Consider the following 23,737-nt stretch of genomic DNA (forward strand, 5'->3'; position numbering starts at 1 on the left):
TCTGTGTATTTTTATTTTATTAAATGTTTTTATCTAAATTGAAATTACATGATCAAGATATTAATTAATTAATTTAACTATTTTACTAGTTAAACATGTTTTTGGGAATAATATTTTTAATTTGACTAATTACTTTTTTTACATTCCATGTCTTTATTTTTGTCATTATTTTCTTTAGATCGTTAAATTGTTTAAGTAATTTATTAATGTCTTGTATATTTACACCAGATCCTGAAGCAATACGACGTTTTTGTGATCCTTTGATAATTTCTGGTGTTTTTCTTTCTTTTTTCGTCATTGAATTAATAATTGCTTCGAATTTAACTAAAATTTTATCGTTGATAAAAGATTGTATATGATTTAATTGTACTTGATTTTTAGGTAATTTTTCAATTAAATTTGAAACGCCTCCCATGTTTTGCATTTGTTTAATGTGTATTAAAAAATCATTTAAATCAAATTTATTTTTATTTTTAAGTTTATTTTTTAATTTTTCAGATTTTCTTTTTTTCGTATATGCTTCAACATTTTCTATAAGAGATAATATATCTCCCATACCAAGGATACGAGATGCAATTCTATCTGGATAAAATGGTTCTATAGAATTTAATTTTTCTCCTGTTCCTATAAATTTAACTGGTTTTCCGGTAATAAATCGTATAGACAATGCTACTCCTCCTCTGGTATCACTATCCATTTTAGTTAAAATGATACCCGATATAGGCACAATATTATTAAATACTGGTAGTATATTCATACTGTCTTGGCCTGTCATAGCATCAATAACGAGTAATGTTTCTATTGGTTTTATATTATCATGCATTTCTTTGATTTCATTCATCATTTTTTTTTCAACATGAAGTCTACCTGCTGTATCGATAAGTAATATATCATAAAATTTTATTTTAGCGTATTCCAATGCTTTATTAGCAATTTCTATAGGTTTTTGATTAGAATTTGACGGGAAAACATCGATATTGACTTCTGAAGATAAAACCTCTAATTGTTTGATAGCTGCAGGTCGATAAATATCTGTGGAAACCATTAATATTTTTTTTCTTTTTGTTTCTTTTAACAATTTTGCTAATTTTACTAAATTAGTGGTTTTTCCAGATCCTTGCATCCCTACTATTAATAACACCGCAGGTGGGGATACATTAAGATTTAAAGTATTATTTTGTTCTCCCATAATTAATATTAGTTCTTTTTTAACAATTTTTATAAATGTTTGTCCTGGAGTTAAAGTATTATTAATTTTATTTCCCAATGATTTTTTTTTCACATGATGTATAAATTGTTTTATTACAGGTAAAGCAACATCTGCTTCTAACAAAGCAATTCTTACTTCACGTAATGTTACAGAAATGTTATTTTCTGTTAATCTTCCTTTGTTAGCAATTTTATTCAAAGTTTCTGATATACGTTTAGTTAGATGATCAAACATAATTTTTCTCTATCATTAAGTAACAATAAAAGATCAATTTTTATAATATAAAATGAAATATAAAAATTAAATTATATATATTTAACAATGGAATCTATACAATTATATTGTTAAAATAAAAATAATAATTTCAATTATTATTTTTTGTATATCTTTAAGTAGTAATCTTTTTAATTAGATATAGAAATTATGAACATTTCTATATTGAAGAATGTTAAAATATATAAAATTTCAAAAATGAAGAAAACAATAATTTGTATAAAAAAATAATAAATTAATTTTTAATTTATTGAAAATTTTATTTCAGTGATATTTTTATATTTTATCGATAATATAACTCTATTGCAATCATGTCATTTTAATATAGAGTTATATCATTATATTATATGTTGATATTTGAGGATATGTTTTGGTAATACCCTAATATTTTTAAAGATTTAGTTATATTATGTAATTTAGTTAGTATATTAGCCGTAAGAGATGATTTTTTTTTCATTAAAATATCCATATAAAATGTCTCTTCCCAAGGATGATCATATATAGGTCTAGATTCTAATTTTGTCATAATTAAATTATGTTCTTCTAATATTGATAATATTTCTAGTAGGGATTTTGTTTTTTTTTCAAATGTAAATAACAATGTGGTTTTTATTGGTTTTTCTTCTAATATATTTATTGGATTATTACCTAATATTAAAAAACGAGTTATATTATTTTTTTGATTAGATATATTTTTTAATAAAACTTGTAATTTATGATATTTTCCTCCAATTTCGCTTCCTAAAGCGGCAATATTTTTTTTTCTTATTTTAGCTACATGTTGTATAGCATCAGCTGAACTTAATGTATGTCTTATTTTCCAATCAGGAAATTTTTTTATAAATTTACTACATTGTTGAAAAGGTTGTGTATGACTGTAAATTTTTTTTATATTTTCTAAATTAGTGTTAGGTATTGCTAATAAACAATGATTAATAGGGATGTAAGTTTCTCCAACAATAAATAGATTAGTATTTTTTAATAGATCATAAACTTCATTAATAGAACCTGAAGAAGTATTTTCTATGGGTAATATAGCAAAATTAGATTTTTTATTTTCTACAGATTCAACAACTTCTGTAAAAGAAGAACATGTTTTTTCTTTTATTTTTTTATATTTTTTTTTACAGTTCATGACTGCAATATGGGAATAAGAGCCTTTAGGTCCAAGAAAAGAAAATATACTGGGGGAAAAATTATTTTTTTTTTCTAGTATTTTTGTTTGGGTTGATACTGAATATTCTATTATAAGTTTAAATATATTTTTTACAAAATCGATGTTAAGATTTAATTTTTCTCCTAAATCAGTTACTTGTTTTAATAGTAATTTTTCACGTGTTACATCTCGAATGGGTTGGGAAGTGTGTTTTTTTTCTATTGCTATTTTTTTAATTATCGATTGTCTTTTGGCAAAAGTTTTTATTAATTTTTGATCAATTAAATTAATTTTATTACGTAAATAAAGTAAGTGATTTTCATAAATCATAATTGGCTACTTATTGAATATTTAATAAATTTGATTTCAGAAGAATAGGTTTTAAGTAATAGTTTATATTTTTTATTAAAAATTTTTAAAAAAGAAAGTTCTTATATATTTATATATATAAATATATTTAAAAGAATTTTTGTAAAGATTTTAAATATTTATTTACTAAATAAAAAAAATAAATCATTATTATACGAAATATAAAATTTTAATTTTAAATTATTTTTAATAAAAATAAATTTTGTATTAACATAATACATAGATATAAGATTGTTTTATTTTATTATAAATGCTATTATTTTAAATGAATAATATTATATAAGATAATTAAAATTATTTTATTTTTATAAAAATAAAATAATTCATAAATTTTATTTAATAATATTAAAGTAATGAATTAATTTTGTCAAATATAAAGTATTTTGTTTTTTATTTAACATAATAGACAAATGTTATCTAATTTATAATTTTTTAGTATTTTTATATTTAATTATATGTAATGCATTTTTTCTAACATTATTTTAATTATTATAGATTATTGTAGAAAATTATTTTTATTTTTAGGTGGTTTTTTAGATGAAAACTTTTTCAGCTAAATCAAGTGATGTAAAAAAAAATTGGTATATGATAGATGCTACAGGAAAAATATTAGGCAGATTAGCAACTGAATTGTCTCGTTATTTACGAGGAAAACATAAGGTAGAATATACGCCACATGTTGATGTCGGTGATTATTTAATAGTTTTAAATGCAAAAAATATTTTAGTTTCTGGAAGAAAAGAAAATAATAAAATTTATTATCATCATACAGGCTATATTGGAGGGATTAAAAGTTTTTCTTTTAGAGAAATGATACAAAAATCTCCAGAATGTGTTATTGAAAGAGCCGTAAAAGGAATGCTTCCAAAAGGGCCGTTAGGTCGTATGATGTTTAAAAAGTTAAAAGTTTATGCTGGTAATAATCATAATCATGCAGCACAAAATCCACAGTTTTTAAATATTTAAATTAGGTTTATATAATAATGACAGTAATTCAAGGTTACGGGACAGGTCGTAGGAAAAGATCTTCTGCTCGAGTTTTTATGAAGTTTGGTATTGGTAAAATATTTATTAACAAGTGTCAGTTAGAAGATTATTTTAGTAGAGAAACAGCGTGTATGATAGTACGCCAACCTTTAGAATTAGTAGATATGGTTTCTAAATTTGACTTTTATATTACTGTAAAAGGAGGAGGAATTTCTGGGCAAGCTGGTGCGGTGCGTCATGGTATTACTCGAGCTTTAATTAAATATAATTCATTGTTTAAAATTGATTTAAAAAAAGCTGGATTTGTTACACGTGATTCTCGTCAAGTAGAACGCAAAAAAGTAGGTTTTCGTAAATCAAGAAAACGTCCACAGTTTTCTAAACGTTAATAAGAAATCATTGATTTTTATAAGGAATCCGGAACAGAATTTTACCGGGTTTCTTTTTAATAAAAATTTTGTATAGGTTTGATAAGTTTATTTATATTTATAAATTTTTGTTTTTTAAAAAAATAGAGATATCAGAACATAATTTTTTGACGCCAATTCCATTCATTGCAGAAATAATATAATATTTTTCTTTATTTTCTAAAGAGAATAAAACTTTATTGACTATTTTTTTTATTTGTTTTTGTTCTAAAAGATCAATTTTGTTGAAAACAATCCATCTAGTTTTTTTATATATTTCTGTTGTATTATAATTTTTCAATTCATTAATAATAACATTTATATTTTCAATAATATTATCAGGTTGATATGAAGAAATATCGATAATATGAAGTAATAAATTGCATCTTTCTAAATGTTTTAGAAATAAAAAACCTAATCCAATTCCTTTTGATGCATTTTTTATTAATCCTGGAAGATCAGATATAATAAAACTTTTTTCATTTTTTACAGATACAACACCTAAAGTAGGTGTTAAAGTAGTAAAGGGATATTCTGCTATTTTTGGTTTAGCGGAAGATATTGATTGCACAAAAGTTGACTTTCCTGCATTTGGTAAACCTAAAGTTCCAACATCAGCTAATAGTATTAATTCTAATAATATTTCTCTTTTTTCTCCTGATGTTCCAAGAGTTCTTTTTTTTGGTGTACGATTAATGGAAGATTTGAATCTGGTGTTTCCTAATCCATGCCAACCTCCTTTTGCAATTAATAACATTTGATTATTTTTAATCATATCGCTTATAATTTCTTTAGTTTTTATGTCAATTATTCTTGTTCCCACTGGAACAAAAATAGTAACATCAAATCCTTTTTTACCGGTACATTTTCCAGAAAAACCATTTTCTCCATTACCTGCTGAAAAGATTTTTTTAAATTTAAAATCTATTAATGTATTAAGATTATTGACAGATTTTAACCAAATATTTCCTCCATTTCCGCCATCTCCTCCATCTGGACCTCCTTTAGGTATATATTTTTCTCTTCTAAAGCTTACACATCCATTACCTCCGTTACCAGCAATGACATGAATAATTGCTCGATCTAGAAATTTCATTTTTTTTCCTATTTAAACTTTTTTCTAAAAAATAATTTTTTCTATTTTGAAAGAAATGCTTTAATTATAAACTGAATAAATAAAAAATATTTTACGAATCTTTAATACAGTATTTTCATTATTATTTTTCTAAGAAAGTAAAAAGATCTCTTAATTTTACAGGAGATCTTTGAATTTAAAAGTAACTTTTTATTATTTTTTATTTTATAATACTAACGTATTTTCTTTTTTTTATGCCTTTTATTTCAAATTTTATTCTTCCAGTTTCAGTTGCAAATAAAGTATGATCTTTTCCACAGCCCACATTGGTGCCTGGGTGAAATTTAGTTCCTCGTTGTTTGACGATAATACTGCCAGAAGATATTTTTTCTCCTCCAAAACGTTTTATTCCTAAACGTTTTGCATTAGAATCGCGACCATTTCGAGTTGAACCACCTGCTTTTTTATGTGCCATTAATTAAATTCCTCTGTATTAGTGATGATTTTTGTGATTTTAACATCAGTAAATAGTTGTCTGTGACCTTGTGTTTTTTTATAATGTTTTCTTCTATTAAATTTTAAAATTTTTATTTTTTTATGTTTCCCATGATTTTCGATATAAGCTTGAATCAAGGATTGTGACAAAATAGGGTTACCTATTTTAATATTTTTTTTATCTGAAATCATCAATATTTCTTTAAATTCTATTGTTTTTCCTATTTTTAAATTTATTTTTTCTAATCTGATAATTTGTCCTTCTTTTACTCGGTGTTGTTTCCCACCATTTAACAAAACTGCATACATAAATGACTCCAATAGTTGATTATTTAATATGGTTGTTAATGTTAATTTAAATAATTTTAAAAATTAAATATCCATCTTAATCGATAACTATTAATTTATTTTTAAAAAAAATTTTATAGGATATGTTGATACATTTTTATTTTAGATTAAAAAATATATTTTATTCTTAACAGAATCTTGTTCTAGCATATTTTTTTAGAATTTATAATTTTTATTATATACAATAAATAGTATTAAAATAGTACTTTTTGATTATATTGATAATGAATGTTAAATTTATGAGAATAAGAAAGGAAAATTACTTTCATTGATTTTAAAAAATTTTCTTTTTATAAAAAATTGTTTCTTTTATTTAAATTAGAAATGAGATACATATTAATTTTAAGAAAAATTTTTATCCATATTTTTATTACATTGAACAATGTAAATGCAATGTTTATATTTTTATTATTTTAGAATGTGAAACATTTAGATATTAATGTATTTTTATTATTTTTTAATAGTGAATTAAAAATGTTTTTTTTTACACTTTTAAAGTGTTTTTTAAATTTTTTAAAATGGTAAGTGATTTGTCGGATAATAATAAAATTAAAAATGTAAAATATAAAATTTTATTTTTTTGAAAGAAAGAATTAATTATTTTAATTTTTATATTTTAATTGAATTACATATTAATATTTTTATTATTATAAAAATATCTAATTATTTTTTTAAAACAATCAATTTAAACTTTTTTTTGAATATATAATGTATTATTTTTTAATAAGATTCTTAAAATGACTTTTTTGGATATATATATTAATCATTTAATATTTTTACGGATTATAAATATGTTTTTTTTTATTCCATTCTTTAGGAGAATAAGATTTTATAGTTATGGCATGAATTTTTTTTTCTATAATGTCTGACATTAAAGATGTATAAATAGATTGTTGTCTTTTTACTTCACTCATTCCTGTAAATATTTCTCCAACAGCAATAATTTTTATATGATTGCTATCTCCTGTTACATATATTTCTTGTAATGCCAATGAATTCATTAGTAATTTCTTTATTTTTTTATTTTGCATGGTTATTTTAAATTTAATGTAACGTTTTTTTTTAAAAATAATTTTTATATTGTTCGATATATAGAATTAAATAGAATGTTATTTGAGTAATGAAATACTAAAAATATATAATAAATATTACTATATAACATATTTTTTGATCTATATTAATAAAAATTATTGTTTATTTTTGTTAATTAATTTTGTTGTATAGTTATAAAGTATCGTTAAAATAGATTTATATCTTAACATAAAAGTCATAATTTATAAAACATATTTTTTATATGCACGGTGTTATCTATGAATATTCATTCATATATTTTTACTTGTTTAGAATATTTTTAAAAGTAATTGCATATTTCGCCAATTTTAGTATTTTTAATTTTATTTGCTTTTCTATAATATATAAAAAAATAAAATAATAATATTATTATTCAGAGGTTTGATATGAAAAGTAAGATTCCAATGACTTTAAGTGGTATAAAAAAATTACGCAAAGAATTACAAGAATTAAAAGAAATTACACGACCTCGTATTATTTCTGATATCTCTGATGCTAGATCTTATGGTGATTTAAAAGAAAATGCAGAATATCATGCAGCTAGAGAAGAACAAGGATTCTGTGAAGGAAGGATAAAAGAAATTGAATCTAAACTTGCTAACGCCGAAATTATTGATATAACTAAGGTACCTCATAATGGCACGGTAATTTTTGGTGTTACTGTAACAGTGATGAACATGCATACTAAAAAAAAATCTACTTACGGTATTGTAGGTAATGATGAAGCTAATTTTAAAAAAAAATTAATTTCTATTGATTCTCCTATGGCCCGTGGATTGCTTGGTAAAAAAGAAAGAGACATAGCTGTGATAAAAACACCAGGTGGGAAAATACAATATGAGATATTAAAGATAGATTATGTTTAATATCTATGAACTAAAAATATTTAACATAATGACCAAAACTAATATTAAAAATAATATGTAAATACTTAATAGATTTTATATAAATAAAAATTTTTATTAAAAATATCATAAAAAAATTATTTTTTAATAATTAGTAGGAACTAATGGGACTTTTATGTATAAAAATTTAAAAATATATCAATATTAATGATTTGATTATTTTGCGTATCAAGTTTATATGTTTTTATTGAATTTTTGTGTTTTAGGATATATTTTTATGATAAAAAAAAAATAATAAATTCTAACAGATGGTTGAAAAGGCATTTTTGTGATAAATATGTGAAATTAGCTTATAAAAAAGGATTTCGATCAAGAGCAAAATTTAAGTTAGCAGAATTAAACAACTCTGATAAAATCTTTAAAATAGGTATGAATGTGATTGATTTAGGATCATCTCCTGGTAGTTGGTCAGAATATGCTGTTTCTAAAATAGGAAAAAAAGGTAAAATTGTAGCTTGTGATATACTACCGATGCTTCCTGTTAAAAATGTACTCTTTATTCAAGGTGATATCAGAGAGAAAATTATATTTGATAAATTATTACATTGTGCAAAATTGATACCGATTAATGTAGTGATGTCCGATATGGCTCCTAATATGAGTGGGTATTCTTGTATTGATATTCCTAAGTCTATTTTTTTATGTAATTTAGCTCTCAAAGTATCTAGAATAACTTTAGTACAAGGAGGAACATTATTATTAAAATTATTTCAAGGAGAAGGATTTGATACATTTTTAAAAAAAATCTATGATTTGTTTTCATTAGTCAAAATTCGTAAACCATATTCTTCTCTAACTAGTTCTAGAGAGGTCTTTATTGTAGCAGCTAAGAAAAAATAATAATATCTTATGCTGTTTTTTAATATTATTGTAATAATGAGGTTAATACCTTGAGTGACATGGTTAAAAATCTGATTCTTTGGTTAGTTATTGCAGTTGTATTCATGTCTATATTTCAAAGTTTTAATTCTGATGATGGGAACATTCGTAGAATAGATTATTCAACTTTTTTATCAGAAGTTAATCAAGATCAAGTCCGAGAGGTACATATAAATGGGCATGAAATTAATGTTATCAAAAAAAATAATAACAAATATAAAACATATCTTCCAATTAACGATGCTAGATTACTAGATAATCTATTGGTAAAGAATGTCAAAGTAGTAGGAGAAGCACCTGAAGAGACAAGTTTGATTACTTCTATTTTTATATCATGGTTTCCGATGTTTTTATTAATAGGTGTTTGGATTTTTTTTATGCGTCAAATGCATATTGGTGGTGGAAAAGGTGCTATGTCATTCGGTAAAAGTAAAGCTCGTATGTTATCTAAAGATGAGATTAAGATTACTTTTTCTGATGTAGCTGGTTGCGATGAAGCTAAGGAAGAAGTCAGTGAATTGGTTGAATATTTAAGAGAACCTAGTCGTTTTCAAAAACTAGGTGGTAAAATTCCAAAAGGAATTTTAATGGTTGGCCCCCCAGGAACAGGTAAAACGTTACTTGCAAAAGCTATAGCAGGAGAAGCTAAAGTTCCTTTTTTTACTATTTCTGGTTCTGATTTTGTGGAAATGTTTGTCGGAGTAGGGGCGTCGAGAGTACGTGATATGTTTGAACATTCTAGAAAATCTGCTCCGTGTATAATATTTATTGATGAAATTGATGCTGTAGGTCGTCAAAGAGGTACAGGTGTTGGAGGTGGACATGATGAAAGAGAACAAACATTAAATCAAATGTTAGTAGAAATGGATGGTTTTGAAGGCAATGAGGGTATTATTTTAATTGCCGCTACAAATCGTCCTGATGTTTTAGATCCTGCTTTATTGCGGCCTGGTCGTTTTGATAGACAAATAGTAGTAGCTTTACCTGACGTTCGAGGAAGAAATCAGATCCTTAAAGTTCACATGCGTAAAATTCCTTTAGATAAAGACGTTAATGCAATGATTATTGCACGTAGTACTCCTGGATTTTCTGGTGCAGATTTAGCTAATTTGGTTAATGAAGCAGCTCTTTTTGCTGCTAGGATTAATCGTCAAACTGTATCTATGTCAGAATTTGAAAAAGCTAAAGATAAAATTATTATGGGTTCTGAGCGTCGATCATTAGTAATGACTGATGCACAAAAACAGGCTACTGCTTATCATGAATCTGGACATGTTATTGTAGGAAGATTAGTTCCTGAACATGATCCTGCACATAAGGTAACAATAATTCCAAGAGGTAGAGCATTAGGAGTAACATTTTTTTTACCAGAAAGCGATACCATTACTATTAGTCGTCAAAAGTTGGAAAGTCAAATATCTACTTTATATGGAGGACGATTAGCTGAAGAAATTATTTATGGTGAAAAAAACGTATCTACAGGTGCATTTAACGATATAAAAATTGCAACTACTTTGGCAAGAAATATGGTAACTCAATGGGGTTTTTCAGATAAATTAGGACCGTTATTATATGCTGAAGAAGAGGATGAGATATTTTTAGGTCGTTCAGTCGCTAAAGCTAAACATATGTCAGATGAAACTGCTAGAATAATAGATAAAGAAGTAAAGTTATTAATAGAATTAAATTATCAAAGAGCAAGAAATATTTTAAATGATAATATGGATATATTACATGCCATGAAAGATGCGTTAATGAAATATGAAACAATTGATGCATCGCAAATTGATGATTTAATGGCCAGGAAAAAAGTTCGTAAACCTGTAGATTGGGTAGAAAATTCTTCTTCTAATTAAATTAATATTTAATATAGTTATTTTAAAATTTAAAATATATTTAATGTAATTTTATTTTTCATAATAAATTGTTTAGATATAACTAGAATATTTTTTAATCTATAAATTTTAAATAATGTTTTTAGATGAAAAATTTGGTTAAATGTTAATTTAATCATTTATGACATCATTGTTTTCAAAGTATCATAAATTTTAGATATTTTAAAAGATGTAATTTAAAATAGATATGTGTTTAATTGATATTCTAAATTTTTAAATCTAGTTCGATTTAAATGTAAAAATCATTATTTTTGTTAAAAAATGTGCAACTATCTCTTTACTTTATAGGAGATAGTTGATTTTTAAAAATAAATACGTTTATTCATATAATAAATATTACTTTTCTTTTAATCGTTATTAAAAATGAAAATTTTATGTTTATAAATATATTGTATTTTTATTGAAATTATTTTTTTTGTATAAAAATTAATTTATTTTTTAAAAAAAAGCATTTATTTTTGTTAAAAATAAAACTAAAAGTAAAATTATTATTTTTTTATATACATTCAATTAAATAAATTAATAATAGTTATTATCATAGATAAAACAAAAGATTAAGTATATTATACATAATATTATATTATGTGTTAAGATAGATTAATAAAACACATAATTTTATTTAATAAAATAAAAATATATTTTCATTTTTTTTCTATTGAAACAAAAAGGATAGAAAAAGGTGTTATTGTTCTTATTTCTTTAGTGGATTTAAATACATTGGTATTTTTTATCACATTTATAAAATTTTTTAAAAAATTATAATTTTATTCTTAATAAAAATTAAATTTTTAATCAATTCAAAAATTACATAAATTTCTAAAGGTTTAATTTTTTATTTACGAATAATGTTTTAAAAAATCAAAATTTTATAAAACTTTGATTATCTTATTACTTATTTTATAAATATAAAAATTTTTATAAAATTGTAATTACAAGTTTTTTTCTAGTCAATGAATTTATAAATATTTTTATTTTTAAAATAAATGCTATAATAGTAAATCTATAAGACATTAGATTTGATTATTTATAGTCAGAAATAAATTATTTTAGAAATATAGGATATATAAAAATCATATTTTTATGATTTATATCAAAATTTTTTATGAAAAGGTGCACACATTTTATTCATAAATAGAAAATTACAATACACGATACATTGTTATGTTTTAAAATTTCATTTGCATTAAAAATTACAGAGTAATAGAAAGATTTTTTATAAAAAATTAATATTAAAAACTTCATTATTTAAAATGATAAAATAGCAATAAAATTAGAAAAATTTTATTTTAAATATATTTAATAAAATAGTTAGATTTATATTTTTTGATATTTTTTAATTATTTAGTATATTTATTTTTTATAAAACATTAAATATATATATAATATATATAAATATTATATAAATATCAGAAAATAATAATTATACAAAATAATAAATAATTTATTTTGATTATTATTTAATTTAAATGTAAATTAAAAGCAACTATTTTATTTAACACTTTAAAAGTGATAAAATTGATTTATATTGGATATACATAATATGTATATCCAATATAATATTATTTAATAAATATATTTTATATATTTATTAAATAATATTATATAAAAAATTTTATGGCGGTAATGACAATAGGAACATATTTGTTATGTATCATTTTTTTTTAATTTTATTAATGTTTGTATCAACTATTTTAATTTTTTTAATTATGATGCAACAAGGTGAGAACATAGATTCATCTTGTTCTATTGGTGGTTCTGAAAAATTATTTACTCATGCTAATCGTAACAAATTAATGACTTATATTACTATTTTTTTTGCAATTCTTTTTTTTATTTTTATTTTAGCTTTATCAAATGTTAACGTTAATCATGATAAAAAAATAAATTTCAGTAGTATATTAGATGATCAATGATTTTTATCATAAAAGGAATTGATCTATAAAATTAAATTAGAGTTATATTGGCATATAATATTTTATTAACTGTAAATGTAGTTAGTAAAAATTAAACCGAGGTGGTGGAACTGGTAGACACGCTACTTTGAGGTAGTAGTATCTTATTCTAAAAGATATGCGGGTTCAAATCCCGTCCTCGGTACGATTTTTAATTAATTAATGTTATATATATATAACATTAATTAATTTTTATTATTTTAAAATAAATTTTATATAGCAATTTATTTTTTTCTATTAACGATATAGTCAAGTACCATTCCCCCGATTATTCGGGGGTTTTTGTTATTTAAAAACATTTAAACTTTATTTTGTCATTTTCTATATTTAAATAATAAAGTAATTTATTCTTTATAAATACCTTAAATTTATATTTAAAATTATGTTTATAAAGATTATTTTTTGTAAAAAATTTTTGTTAAGACGTTTTTATATAGATTAAACATTTTTTAAAAAATTGAAAAAATAAATTTATTTTCATTTTTTTGTTTAAAATTGAGGCCAATCAAGGTGAGTAAAGAAATTTTAGCTGTTGTTGAATCAGTTTCAAATGAGAAATCTCTCCCACGTGAAAAAATATTTGAAGCTTTAGAATGTGCATTAGCCACAGCTACGAAGAAGAAACATGATCAAGAAATTGATATAAGAGTAAAAATTAATCGTAAAAATGGAGATTTTTATACGTTTCGACGTTGGATGGTTGTATCTCAAGTTACTCAACCGACAAAAGAAATTACATTAGAAGCAGCTCGTTTGGAAAATAATTCCATACAATTGAATGATTATATTGAAGATTTAATACAATCAGTCACTTTTGATAGAATTACTACTCAAACAGCAAAACAAGTTATTGTTCAAAAAGTAAGAGAAGCTGAACGAGCTATGGTAGTTGAACAATTTAAAGAATATAAAGGTGATATTATTACTGGTATTGTAAAAAAAATAAATAGAGATAATATTATTTTAGATTTAGAAAATAATGCTGAAGCATTAATTATGAAAGAAGATATGTTACCAAGAGATAATTTTAGATTAGGTGATCGTGTAAGAGGATTATTATATGCGATTTATCCTGAATCTCGAGGAGCTCAATTGTTTATGAGTAGATCTAAACCGGAAATGCTTATTGAGTTGTTTCGTATTGAAGTGCCTGAGATTGGAGAAGAGATAATTGAAATTAAAGCCGCTGCTCGTGATCCAGGATCAAGAGCTAAAATTGCAGTAAAAACAAATGATAAACGTATAGATCCTGTAGGAGCTTGTGTCGGTATGAGGGGAGCACGAGTACAAGCGGTATCCAGTGAATTATGTGGTGAAAGAATTGATGTGGTTTTATGGGATAGTAATCCAGCACAATTTGTAATTAATGCAATGTCTCCAGCTGATGTATCTTCTATTATTATGGATGAAGATCATCATACTATGGATGTTTCTGTAGAATCTGCTAATTTAGCACAAGCGATTGGTAGAAATGGTCAAAATGTTAAGTTAGCTTCTCAGTTAAGCGGATGGGAATTAAATGTGATGACTGTTGACGATTTACGGTTAAAATATAAAGAAGAATCGCATTTAATTAAACGTATATTGAGTAATAGTTTGAATATTGATGACAATATCATAAATACATTAATTAAAACAGGTTTTTCTTCTTTAGAAGAAATAGCTTATGTGCCTTTTAATGAATTATTATCTGTTTCTGGTATTGATAAAAATGTACTTCATCAAATCAGAGAGGACGCTAAAAATGCTTTAAAAATACAAGAATTAGAAAAGAAAGAAAAATTTAAAAAAATGAATATTAAAAAAGAATTATTAAATTTAAATGGAATGAGTCGAGATTTAGCCATTAAATTATCAGATATAAATATTTATTCTTTAGAAGAACTAGCTAATCAAGGAATTGATGATCTTAGTGACATTGAAGGTTTAGACAGTGATAAAGCAGGTAAATTAATTATGGCAGCTCGCGATGTTTGTTGGTTCGGTAGTAAGACTTAATAATAGGGAAAAATGGAATGGCAGATGTAAATTTAAAATTGTTATCAAAAGAATTGAATATTTCAGTAAAAAAAATAATTGATACTTTTTATAAGCTAGGTATATTAAAAAATGTTTGTGATGTGATAACTCCACAAGAGAAAACAGTATTATTAAGATTTTTATGTGAAAAAAAGGATATTTTTCAAGAATCATTAACTTTACAAAGGAAAATTCGTAGTTTTTTAAATGTTTCTAGTATTGGAGGAAAAAATAAATTGGTAAAAATTGAAATAAGGAAAAATCATACTTATTTTAAAAATAATGTTGGAAAAGACAGATCTCTGAATGATAAAACAAATCTTAATTATATTGAAAAAGAAAAGGAGTTTTTAGTTATTAAAAGTAAAAAAAAATCTTTAATTCATATTAATCAAAAAAGTAAAAAAGAACTAATTAATAAAAAAAATCATGAAGAAATTAATAACACAGGTGGTAATAAGTTGAACGATAAATTAATTTCTTCTAAAAGAAATAAAAAAAATAATCGCGACTATAAAGTGAAAAATATAAAAAAAAATACAGATAGACGTAATATTTCTATAGAAGAAAAAAAAATATTTAAAGATATACTAAATAATAAAATAGATAAAGAAGAAATAAAAAAAGATTATCATCTGACTACGTTTTTACGTGCCCGTCAAGCAGAAGATGAAAATGATCGAGCAATTGAAGGTAACCGTCGCATCAGAAATAAAAAAATTAGAAATAACCGTTATAGAAAAAATAATAAAAACTTAGAGTTTAAAAAAGATCGGGAAGGAATAAAATCAGTGATGCACGTTGGGAAAAATAGTAAATTAAAGAGTAAAGGAAGCATACTACAACAATTTTTTAAGAAGCCGCTGCAAAACATTAATAGAGATATTATAATAGGTGATGAATTAACTGTATCTGAATTAGCTAATAAAATGGCAGTGAAAAGTTCTGAAGTAATAAAGAAAATGATGCAGTTAGGTTTAATGATGACGATCAATCAAATTGTAGATCAAGAAACTGCCCAATTAGTAGCTGAAGAAATGGGTCATAAAGTGACTTTATATCGCGATAATGCGTTAGAAGAATTGTTAATGCAAAATAGAAAAATAAACAGTAATGCAATAAAATTAAGACCTCCTGTAGTTACTATTATGGGGCATGTTGATCATGGGAAAACGTCGTTACTCGATTACATTAGATCAACTAATATTATTTCTAAAGAAGCAGGTGGTATTACTCAACATATAGGCGCTTATTGCGTAAAAACAAAAAATGGTATTATTACTTTTTTAGATACACCTGGACACGCTGCTTTTACTTCGATGAGAGCAAGAGGAGCACAAATTACCGATATAGTTGTTTTGGTAGTTGCTGCTGATGACGGAGTAATGCCTCAATCTATAGAATCTATTCAGCACGCAAATGCTGCTAAGGTTCCTATTATCGTTGCTATTAATAAAATTGACAAAGTAGAAGGTTCTCTGGATCCGTTAAAGAAAGAATTAATAAAACATTCTATTATTCCTGAAGAATGGGGTGGAGAGAATATATTTATTCCAGTATCAGCCAAATCGGGATATGGTATTAGTAATTTGCTTGACGCTATTCTATTGCAATCAGAGATATTAGATTTGAAATCTTTTTTTAGTGGGATGGCCAGTGGGGTTGTAATTGAGTCTTTTCTTGATAGAGGTCGCGGTCCTGTTGCTACTGTTTTGGTGCGTGAAGGTATATTAAAAAAAGGAGATATTCTACTATGTGGTTGTTCATATGGTAAAGTTCGAGCAATGAAAAGTGAAATTAATAATAGTATAACAGAAGCAGGTCCTTCTATTCCTGTACAAATATTAGGTTTATCTAAGATACCTGATATAGGTGATATTTTCACGGTAGTTAACGATGAAAAAAAAGCCCGAGAAGTTGCTTTTTATAGACAAGGTAAATTCCGTGAAGTGAAATTAGCTAAGAAGAAAAAGATTAAATTAGAAAACGTATTTGATCATATTAAATCGGGGGAAAATTCCGCATTAAATATTGTTTTAAAGTCTGATGTTCAAGGATCTTTAGAAGCGATTTCTGAATCTTTAATAAAATTATCTAATGATGAAGTTAAAATTAACATAGTCGGATCAGGAGTGGGAGGAATTACAGAGACAGATGTTTCTTTAGCAATAGCATCAAACGCTATTATTCTTGGATTTAATGTTAGAGCAGATTCTTCGGCTAAACGTATGATTATATTGGAAAATATAGATATACGTTATTATTCAATAATATATAAATTAATTGATGAAGTTAAAACAGCTATGTCAGGTATGTTATCTCCTGAATATAAACAGGAAATTATTGGGTTAGCTGTAGTAAGAAATATATTTAAATCTCCAAAATTTTCATCTATTGCTGGTTGTATGGTAACCGAAGGTATTATAAAAAGAAATCACCCTGTACGTATATTAAGAAATAATATAGTAATATACGAGGGAGAATTAGAATCGTTACGTCGTTTTAAAGAAGATGTAAATGAAATTAGAAATGCCATGGAATGTGGTATTGGTATAAAGAATTATAATGATATTCGGATAGGAGATATAATAGAAGTATTTGAGGTTAAAGAATGTCAGAGAAGTATTTAAATTACTACTGTTAAATGTACGCATTTATTTCAAAAAAGATTATTTAGAGAACATATTATGTTACAAGAAGTTAGCCGTTCTTCTAGAGTGGCTCAAGAATTAAAAAAAATATTGTCGTTTATTATCCAATATTCATTAAGAGATCCTCGTTTAAATACAATGATAACGGTATCTGAGGTTTGTTTATCTCCTGATTGTAAATATGCTAAAGTTTTTGTTACTTTTTTAAATGGTAAAAAAAAAATTATTATCACAGAAATTATTGAAATTTTAAATAATGCCACTGGTTTTATTAGAAAATTATTATGTAAGAAAATAAAATTACGTATAATACCAAAATTATTTTTCATTTACGATGATTCATTCGCTAATGGTATCAAAATATCTAATATTCTTTCTAGTGTAATTAATAAATAAAAAAAATATTTTAATATTATTGATCATAATAAAGGGGAATAAATGTTTTTTCCCGAATTTAATTGTAAGAATGGAGTATTATTGGTAGATAAACCTTCTGGTTTGTCTTCTAATAATGTTTTACAGAAAATAAAAAAGTTGTTTAGTATTAAGAAAGCTGGTCATACAGGATCTTTAGATCCTCTTGCTACAGGAATGTTACCAATTTGTTTTGGAGAAGCTACTAAATTTGCACAATATTCGATTAATTCTGATAAATGTTACAGAGTAATCGCTAAATTAGGTGAATCGACTACAACATTTGATTCTGATGGTAGAATAACAAAAACTCGTTCAATTATTTTTACTGATAATGAATTTGAAAGAGCGTTAAACCGTTTTAAAGGGAAAATAAAACAATTACCTCCTTTATATTCTGCTATAAAATATAAAGGAATACCATCATATAAATATGCAAGAAAAGGAATTTATATACCTCGTATCGACCGAATAGTTATGGTATATCAATTAAAATGTATTAATAGAAGTAAAAATTTTTTTGAATTAGAAATAAAATGTTCTAAAGGTACGTATATTCGTACCATAATTGATGATTTAGGAGAAGTGTTAGGTTGTGGTGCACATGTAACGTTATTGCGTCGTTTGCAAGTTGGATGTTATCCAGTTAGCAAAATGATTGCGTTTAACACATTGTATTCATTAACAAAAAAAAATAACTTAATTTTAAAGAAAAATATATCCGATTTTTTAATGCCTGTTGATTCTCCTATTGCTTCATTCCCGAAGATTTCTATTTCTGGTGAAGTTGCGGTTTTTTTTAAAAAAGGGCAAGAAATTCAATATTTTCATAATTATAAAAATCAATTAGTACGGGTAATGGAAGAAAAAAAATTTATTGGATTAGGCAAAAGTTATAATCATAGTTGTGTAAAACCAATAAGATTATTATCTAATATTAAATAACGTATTGATATTAATTAGAGTAATGTAAAATAAATTAAGAGGTTATAAGTCATTTACTTTAAGATATGGAGCATAAAATGTCGTTTTCTGAAACAGAAAAGAAAAAAATATTTCAAAAATATGGATTCAATAATAAAGATAGTGGAAGATCTGAAGTGCAAGTGGCATTGTTAACTTCTCAAATAAATAGTTTACAAAATCATTTTTTAATACATAAAAAAGATCATTCTGGGCGACGCGGTTTATTGAAAATGGTTTCTAAACGTAGAAAGTTGTTAAATTACTTAAAAAGAACGGATCTAATTCGTTATAATGATATTCTTGAATCTTTACAACTTCGTCGTTAAAAGTTAAATATTTCTAATATTGACCAACTAGTTTTATGCAATCAAAAATATAATATTTTTAAGGATACATCATCTTTAAAAGGGCTAATTCAGCCCTTTTGCTGATATAATAAATTATGAAAATATATGTCTATATCAATTTAAAATTTAATCATATCTATTAGGTTGAATTGGTTATTAAAAAATTATATATTAAGGATGTTATTTTGCTAAACCCTATTGTTCGTAAATTTCAGTATGGTCGGCATACTGTTACTTTAGAAACTGGTATGATGGCACGACAAGCAACTGCTGCTGTAATGGTTAGTATGGACGACACTGCTGTATTTGTTACTATTGTAGGTGAAAAAATATCAAAAATAGGACAAAATTTTTTCCCTTTAACTGTTAACTATCAGGAAAGAACTTATGCTGCAGGTAGAATTCCAGGAGGATTTTTCCGTAGAGAAGGTCGTCCTAGTGAAAATGAAATATTAATAGCAAGATTAATAGATCGTCCTATTCGTCCTTTGTTTCCTAAGATGTTCTTTAATGAAATTCAAATAATAGCGACTGTAGTTTCTGTTAATCCTCAAGTACATCCAGATATAGTCTCGATTATTGGGGCATCAGCGGCGTTAAGTTTATCTGGTATTCCTTTTAGCGGTCCTATTGGTGCAGCTAGAGTAGGATATATTAATAATAAATATGTTTTAAATCCTACTGTAGATGAATTAAAATCGAGTTGTTTAGATTTAATTGTTTCGGGCACAGAAAATGCTGTCTTGATGGTAGAAGCAGAAGCTAATATATTAAATGAAGATAAAATTCTCAATGCTATTTTATTTGCACATAAACATCAAAAAGTGGTAATTGAAAATATTCGTGCTTTCTCAGATGAACATGGAAAATCTTCGTGGATTTTAAATACGTTATCAATCAGTGATCATTTGAAGTTTCGTGTGTTAGAATTATGCAAAGATGAAATTAGTAATGCTTATAAAATTATTGAAAAGAAAGAAAGATTCGAGCAGCTTAAATTAATTAAAGATAGTATAATAGAACGTTTAGTTGATGAAAATATTGTTTCAGATACATGTGAAATTGAATATATTCTTTATGACATCGAAAGAAACATTGTACGTGATCGCATTTTAAACGGCAAAGTACGTATTGATGGACGAGAAAACGATATGATTCGTGCTTTAGATGTACGAACTGGTATTTTACCTCGAACACATGGTTCTGCTCTATTTACAAGAGGTGAAACACAAGTGTTAGTTTCTACAACTTTAGGAACATCTCGAGATGCTCAAAATTTAGATGATTTATTGGGTGACAAAACAGATAATTTTCTTTTCCATTATAATTTTCCTCCTTATTCTGTAGGTGAAATTGGTATTATTGGATCACCAAAAAGACGTGAGATAGGTCATGGCAGATTGGCAAAACGTAGTATATTAGCAGTTATGCCTAAAATAGAAGATTTCCCTTATACTATAAGAATAGTATCTGAAGTTACTGAGTCTAACGGATCGTCTTCTATGGCTTCAGTTTGTGGAGCATCCTTAGCTTTAATGGATGCAGGTGTTCCTATAACTTCTGCTATTGCTGGTATCGCAATGGGATTAGTGAAGGAAGGTGATAAATATGTCATATTATCTGATATATTAGGAGATGAAGATCATCTTGGTGATATGGATTTTAAAGTAGCAGGAACGAAAGAAGGTATTACTGCTTTGCAGATGGATATTAAAATTGAAGGGATTACAAGTAATATAATGAGATTAGCATTATATCAAGCTAAAAGAGCCCGTTTACATATTTTGAATGTTATGGGTAAAGCATTAAAAAATCCTCGTACCGACATTTCTGAATTTGCTCCACGGATACATACAATAAAAATTAATCCGGAGAAAATAAAAGATGTTATAGGGAAAGGAGGATCTGTTATTCGTATGTTAACTGAAGAAACAGGAACAACTATTGAAATTGAAGATGATGGGACGGTAAAAATTTCCGCAACTATTAAAGAAAAAGCTAATAATGCTATACGAAGGATTGAAGAAATTACTGCTGAAATTGAAGTAGGTAAAATTTATATTGGAAAAGTAACGCGGATAGTTGATTTTGGCGCTTTTGTTTCTATTGGAATAGGGAAAGAGGGATTGGTTCATATTTCACAAATAGCTGAAAAAAGAGTGGAAAAAGTAACTAATTATCTTAAAATAGATCAAATAGTATCTGTTAAAGTACTAGAAGTAGATAGACAAGGACGATTACGTCTTAGTATTAAAGCTGCAGAGTAATTATATTACCGATGATAACAGTAGATAATTTTATTCAAAAAATTTTATATAAATTTTTTATATATAAAATAGTTTTTTAAAAATATTTTTATTTGGAATAAAAATATTTAATATAACTTTAATTATAAATATTATATTTGATATATTTTTTTTGTTAAATAATTTTTTATATTATATGTATTTGTTATCATATTTCTTTTATAATCGTAGATATTTTTATTTAAATTATTTTTTATAATATAGAAAATAAATTTCTATTTTTATTATTTCATTTTATACAGTGTACACTTTTAAACAAAATAAATTTTTATAAAAAATTGTATTAACTGGTATCTTTAACTTAAGAGGTACATGTACTGCATGACTCACACTGAAAATACATTTTTTGCTCTTGGTTTAAATTCTCAACTTATTCAAGCACTAAATGAAATGGGATATATCAAACCTTCTCCTATTCAATTAGCTTGTATTCCTCATTTATTATTAGGTAAAGATGTATTGGGTATGGCACAAACTGGTAGTGGGAAAACAGCTGCTTTTTCATTGCCTTTATTGAATAATATTAAATTATCTTTAACAGCACCACAAATTTTAGTTTTAGCTCCGACTAGAGAATTAGCTGTACAAGTAGCTGATGCTTTTTCAAGTTTTTCAAAATATATATCCGGTATAAAAGTTTTAGCATTATATGGTGGACAGAGATATGAATTGCAGTTAAGAGCACTTCGTCAAGGACCCCAAATTGTTGTTGGAACACCAGGTCGTTTATTAGATCATTTAAAAAGAGGAACTTTAAATCTTTCTAATTTACATAGTTTAGTATTGGATGAAGCTGACGAAATGTTAAGAATGGGTTTCATAGAAGATGTAGAAACTATTATGGCTGAAATTCCAGCAAATCATCAAACAGCATTGTTTTCTGCTACAATGCCTGATGTTATTCGTCGAATTTCACGTAGATTTATGAAAGAACCTAAAGAAGTACGAATTCAATCTAATGTTTCTACTCGTCCTGATATTAAACAAAGTTATTGGATGGTATATGGTCGTAAAACTGATGCTTTGATACGTTTTTTAGAAGTAGAAGATTTTTCGGCTACTATTATTTTTGTAAGAACTAAAAATGCAACTTTGGAAGTTTCTGAAGCGTTAGAAAGGAATGGTTATAACAGCGCAGCATTAAATGGAGATATGAATCAATCTTTACGTGAACAGACATTGGCAAGATTGAAAAATGGACGGTTAGATATTTTAATAGCTACAGATGTTGCAGCTCGTGGCTTGGATGTAGATCGTATTAGTTTCGTTATAAATTACGATATTCCTATGGATTCTGAATCATATGTTCATAGAATTGGTCGTACGGGAAGAGCTGGGAGAACTGGAAGAGCTTTATTGTTTGTTGAAAGCAGAGAACGTCGTTTATTAAGAAATATAGAACGTACGATGAAATTAAGTATTACAGAAGTAAATTTACCAACAACTGAATTATTAAGTCAACGTCGTCTTGAAAAATTTTCTAAAAAAGTAGAAGAACAATTAGAAAGTAAAGATTTAAATGATTATCGTGAGTTATTATATAAAATACAACCAGAAAGTGAATTAGATATAAATAATTTAGCAGCAGCTTTGTTAAAAATAGCTCAAGGAGAAAGATCTTTAATTGTTAAACCTGATTCTATAATACGAAAAAATGAAAATTTTAATTCTTATGAAGATCGTCGGTATGATAATGTCAGAATTAATAAAATTCGTCGTGATCGTCGGGTAAATAATAAAAATATTGATTTGTATAGGATTGATGTTGGTCGTGATGATGGTGTAGAAGTTCGACATATAGTTGGCGCTATCGCTAATGAAGGGAATATTAGTAGTCGTCAAATTGGTAACATAAAATTATTTGCTTCTTATTCTACGATTGAATTACCTTGTGGTATGTCTAAAGATTTATTACAACGTTTAATTCGGACTCGTATTCTTAATAAACAAATCAATTTAAAGTTATTAAATCGTGATCATCACAATTTTTTAAATAGAAAAACTATACGTGT

The 23,737-nt window shown here is 25.2% G+C and carries 19 protein-coding genes and 1 tRNA gene; 14 read left to right on the forward strand and 6 right to left on the reverse strand.

The window, feature by feature from the left end:
* Positions 1 to 85: 85 nt before the first annotated feature.
* Both ffh and LDP10_RS01780 read right to left on the reverse strand, forming a co-directional pair.
* Positions 86 to 1,444, reverse strand: a complete 1,359-nt coding sequence (gene ffh / locus LDP10_RS01775; RefSeq protein ID WP_265197027.1) for a signal recognition particle protein — start codon at positions 1,442 to 1,444, stop codon at positions 86 to 88.
* Between the two features lie 382 nt (positions 1,445 to 1,826).
* On the reverse strand, positions 1,827 to 2,969 hold the full coding sequence (locus tag LDP10_RS01780; protein WP_265197028.1) for a prephenate dehydratase domain-containing protein: 1,143 nt from the start codon (positions 2,967 to 2,969) through the stop codon (positions 1,827 to 1,829).
* 576 nt (positions 2,970 to 3,545) lie between these two features.
* Between LDP10_RS01780 and rplM the strand changes: the two genes are divergently transcribed.
* Together rplM and rpsI are read left to right on the forward strand one after the other, a co-directional pair.
* Complete coding sequence (gene rplM / locus LDP10_RS01785; protein ID WP_265197029.1) at positions 3,546 to 3,974, forward strand: 50S ribosomal protein L13; 429 nt, start codon at positions 3,546 to 3,548, stop codon at positions 3,972 to 3,974.
* Between the two features lie 17 nt (positions 3,975 to 3,991).
* Positions 3,992 to 4,384: a 30S ribosomal protein S9 gene (rpsI, locus tag LDP10_RS01790; protein ID WP_265197030.1), complete on the forward strand. Its 393-nt coding sequence runs from the start codon at positions 3,992 to 3,994 to the stop codon at positions 4,382 to 4,384.
* A gap of 97 nt (positions 4,385 to 4,481) precedes the next feature.
* On the opposite strand, the gene cgtA is transcribed toward rpsI, so the two are convergent.
* The 4 genes from cgtA to LDP10_RS01810 all read right to left on the reverse strand — a co-directional run bounded on the left by cgtA (position 4,482) and on the right by LDP10_RS01810 (position 7,321).
* Positions 4,482 to 5,498: an Obg family GTPase CgtA gene (gene cgtA, locus LDP10_RS01795; protein ID WP_265197031.1), complete on the reverse strand. Its 1,017-nt coding sequence runs from the start codon at positions 5,496 to 5,498 to the stop codon at positions 4,482 to 4,484.
* 199 nt (positions 5,499 to 5,697) lie between these two features.
* Complete coding sequence (gene rpmA, locus LDP10_RS01800; protein WP_265197032.1) at positions 5,698 to 5,952, reverse strand: 50S ribosomal protein L27; 255 nt, start codon at positions 5,950 to 5,952, stop codon at positions 5,698 to 5,700.
* A complete protein-coding gene (gene rplU, locus LDP10_RS01805; protein WP_265197033.1) occupies positions 5,952 to 6,281 on the reverse strand; it encodes a 50S ribosomal protein L21 in 330 nt (109 codons plus the stop codon). The genes rpmA and rplU overlap by 1 nt, the downstream gene beginning before the upstream one ends.
* 815 nt (positions 6,282 to 7,096) lie before the next feature.
* Positions 7,097 to 7,321, reverse strand: coding sequence for a BolA family protein (locus LDP10_RS01810; RefSeq protein WP_321160495.1), 225 nt, complete (start codon positions 7,319 to 7,321; stop codon positions 7,097 to 7,099).
* 456 nt (positions 7,322 to 7,777) lie between these two features.
* Here LDP10_RS01810 and greA point away from each other — a divergent pair, with 456 nt between their 5' ends.
* From greA to LDP10_RS01870, 12 genes are all read left to right on the forward strand, one after another.
* Entirely contained in the window at positions 7,778 to 8,257 is a 480-nt protein-coding gene (gene greA / locus LDP10_RS01815) for a transcription elongation factor GreA (RefSeq protein WP_265197035.1), read from the forward strand.
* Positions 8,258 to 8,503: 246 nt separating this feature from the next.
* Positions 8,504 to 9,136: a 23S rRNA (uridine(2552)-2'-O)-methyltransferase RlmE gene (gene rlmE, locus LDP10_RS01820; protein ID WP_265197046.1), complete on the forward strand. Its 633-nt coding sequence runs from the start codon at positions 8,504 to 8,506 to the stop codon at positions 9,134 to 9,136.
* 59 nt (positions 9,137 to 9,195) lie between these two features.
* Positions 9,196 to 11,031, forward strand: coding sequence for an ATP-dependent zinc metalloprotease FtsH (ftsH, locus tag LDP10_RS01825; RefSeq protein WP_265197036.1), 1,836 nt, complete (start codon positions 9,196 to 9,198; stop codon positions 11,029 to 11,031).
* Between the two features lie 1,685 nt (positions 11,032 to 12,716).
* Positions 12,717 to 12,983 carry a preprotein translocase subunit SecG gene (gene secG / locus LDP10_RS01830; RefSeq protein ID WP_265197037.1) on the forward strand — a complete coding sequence of 89 codons (267 nt, stop codon included), beginning with the start codon at positions 12,717 to 12,719 and terminating at the stop codon, positions 12,981 to 12,983.
* Positions 12,984 to 13,078: 95 nt separating this feature from the next.
* Positions 13,079 to 13,167, forward strand: a tRNA-Leu gene (locus tag LDP10_RS01835).
* 365 nt (positions 13,168 to 13,532) lie between these two features.
* The gene (gene nusA / locus LDP10_RS01840) at positions 13,533 to 15,020 is read left to right on the forward strand and encodes a transcription termination factor NusA (RefSeq protein ID WP_265197038.1); all 1,488 of its coding nucleotides are present in this window, start codon (positions 13,533 to 13,535) and stop codon (positions 15,018 to 15,020) included.
* 17 nt (positions 15,021 to 15,037) lie between these two features.
* Positions 15,038 to 17,671, forward strand: coding sequence for a translation initiation factor IF-2 (gene infB, locus LDP10_RS01845; RefSeq protein ID WP_265197039.1), 2,634 nt, complete (start codon positions 15,038 to 15,040; stop codon positions 17,669 to 17,671).
* 57 nt (positions 17,672 to 17,728) lie between these two features.
* Positions 17,729 to 18,088, forward strand: coding sequence for a 30S ribosome-binding factor RbfA (gene rbfA, locus LDP10_RS01850; RefSeq protein WP_265197040.1), 360 nt, complete (start codon positions 17,729 to 17,731; stop codon positions 18,086 to 18,088).
* 42 nt (positions 18,089 to 18,130) lie between these two features.
* On the forward strand, positions 18,131 to 19,051 hold the full coding sequence (truB, locus tag LDP10_RS01855; RefSeq protein WP_265197041.1) for a tRNA pseudouridine(55) synthase TruB: 921 nt from the start codon (positions 18,131 to 18,133) through the stop codon (positions 19,049 to 19,051).
* Positions 19,052 to 19,128: 77 nt separating this feature from the next.
* Positions 19,129 to 19,398 (forward strand): 30S ribosomal protein S15, encoded by a 270-nt coding sequence (gene rpsO / locus LDP10_RS01860; protein ID WP_265197042.1) that lies wholly within the window; start codon positions 19,129 to 19,131, stop codon positions 19,396 to 19,398.
* Between the two features lie 206 nt (positions 19,399 to 19,604).
* Positions 19,605 to 21,686: a polyribonucleotide nucleotidyltransferase gene (gene pnp, locus LDP10_RS01865; RefSeq protein ID WP_265197043.1), complete on the forward strand. Its 2,082-nt coding sequence runs from the start codon at positions 19,605 to 19,607 to the stop codon at positions 21,684 to 21,686.
* A gap of 360 nt (positions 21,687 to 22,046) precedes the next feature.
* Positions 22,047 to 23,737, forward strand: a 1,691-nt coding sequence (locus LDP10_RS01870; RefSeq protein ID WP_265197044.1) for a DEAD/DEAH family ATP-dependent RNA helicase, incomplete at its 3' end; no start/stop codon positions are given.

Source organism: Buchnera aphidicola (Pemphigus obesinymphae) (genome assembly GCF_026122815.1).
Taxonomy (GTDB): Bacteria; Pseudomonadota; Gammaproteobacteria; order Enterobacterales; family Enterobacteriaceae; genus Buchnera_C; species Buchnera_C aphidicola_BJ.

Excerpts from the sequence above, each read along its gene's own strand:
- ffh (WP_265197027.1), bottom strand. The coding sequence starts at position 1,444 with ATGTTTGATCATCTAACTAAACGTATATCAGAAACTTTGAATAAAATT.
- LDP10_RS01780 (WP_265197028.1), bottom strand. The coding sequence starts at position 2,969 with ATGATTTATGAAAATCACTTACTTTATTTACGTAATAAAATTAATTTA.
- rplM (WP_265197029.1), top strand. The coding sequence starts at position 3,546 with ATGAAAACTTTTTCAGCTAAATCAAGTGATGTAAAAAAAAATTGGTAT.
- rpsI (WP_265197030.1), top strand. The coding sequence starts at position 3,992 with ATGACAGTAATTCAAGGTTACGGGACAGGTCGTAGGAAAAGATCTTCT.
- cgtA (WP_265197031.1), bottom strand. The coding sequence starts at position 5,498 with ATGAAATTTCTAGATCGAGCAATTATTCATGTCATTGCTGGTAACGGA.
- rpmA (WP_265197032.1), bottom strand. The coding sequence starts at position 5,952 with ATGGCACATAAAAAAGCAGGTGGTTCAACTCGAAATGGTCGCGATTCT.
- rplU (WP_265197033.1), bottom strand. The coding sequence starts at position 6,281 with ATGTATGCAGTTTTGTTAAATGGTGGGAAACAACACCGAGTAAAAGAA.
- LDP10_RS01810 (WP_321160495.1), bottom strand. The coding sequence starts at position 7,321 with ATGAATTCATTGGCATTACAAGAAATATATGTAACAGGAGATAGCAAT.
- greA (WP_265197035.1), top strand. The coding sequence starts at position 7,778 with ATGAAAAGTAAGATTCCAATGACTTTAAGTGGTATAAAAAAATTACGC.
- ftsH (WP_265197036.1), top strand. The coding sequence starts at position 9,196 with ATGGTTAAAAATCTGATTCTTTGGTTAGTTATTGCAGTTGTATTCATG.
- secG (WP_265197037.1), top strand. The coding sequence starts at position 12,717 with ATGTATCATTTTTTTTTAATTTTATTAATGTTTGTATCAACTATTTTA.
- infB (WP_265197039.1), top strand. The coding sequence starts at position 15,038 with ATGGCAGATGTAAATTTAAAATTGTTATCAAAAGAATTGAATATTTCA.
- rbfA (WP_265197040.1), top strand. The coding sequence starts at position 17,729 with ATGTTACAAGAAGTTAGCCGTTCTTCTAGAGTGGCTCAAGAATTAAAA.
- truB (WP_265197041.1), top strand. The coding sequence starts at position 18,131 with ATGTTTTTTCCCGAATTTAATTGTAAGAATGGAGTATTATTGGTAGAT.
- rpsO (WP_265197042.1), top strand. The coding sequence starts at position 19,129 with ATGTCGTTTTCTGAAACAGAAAAGAAAAAAATATTTCAAAAATATGGA.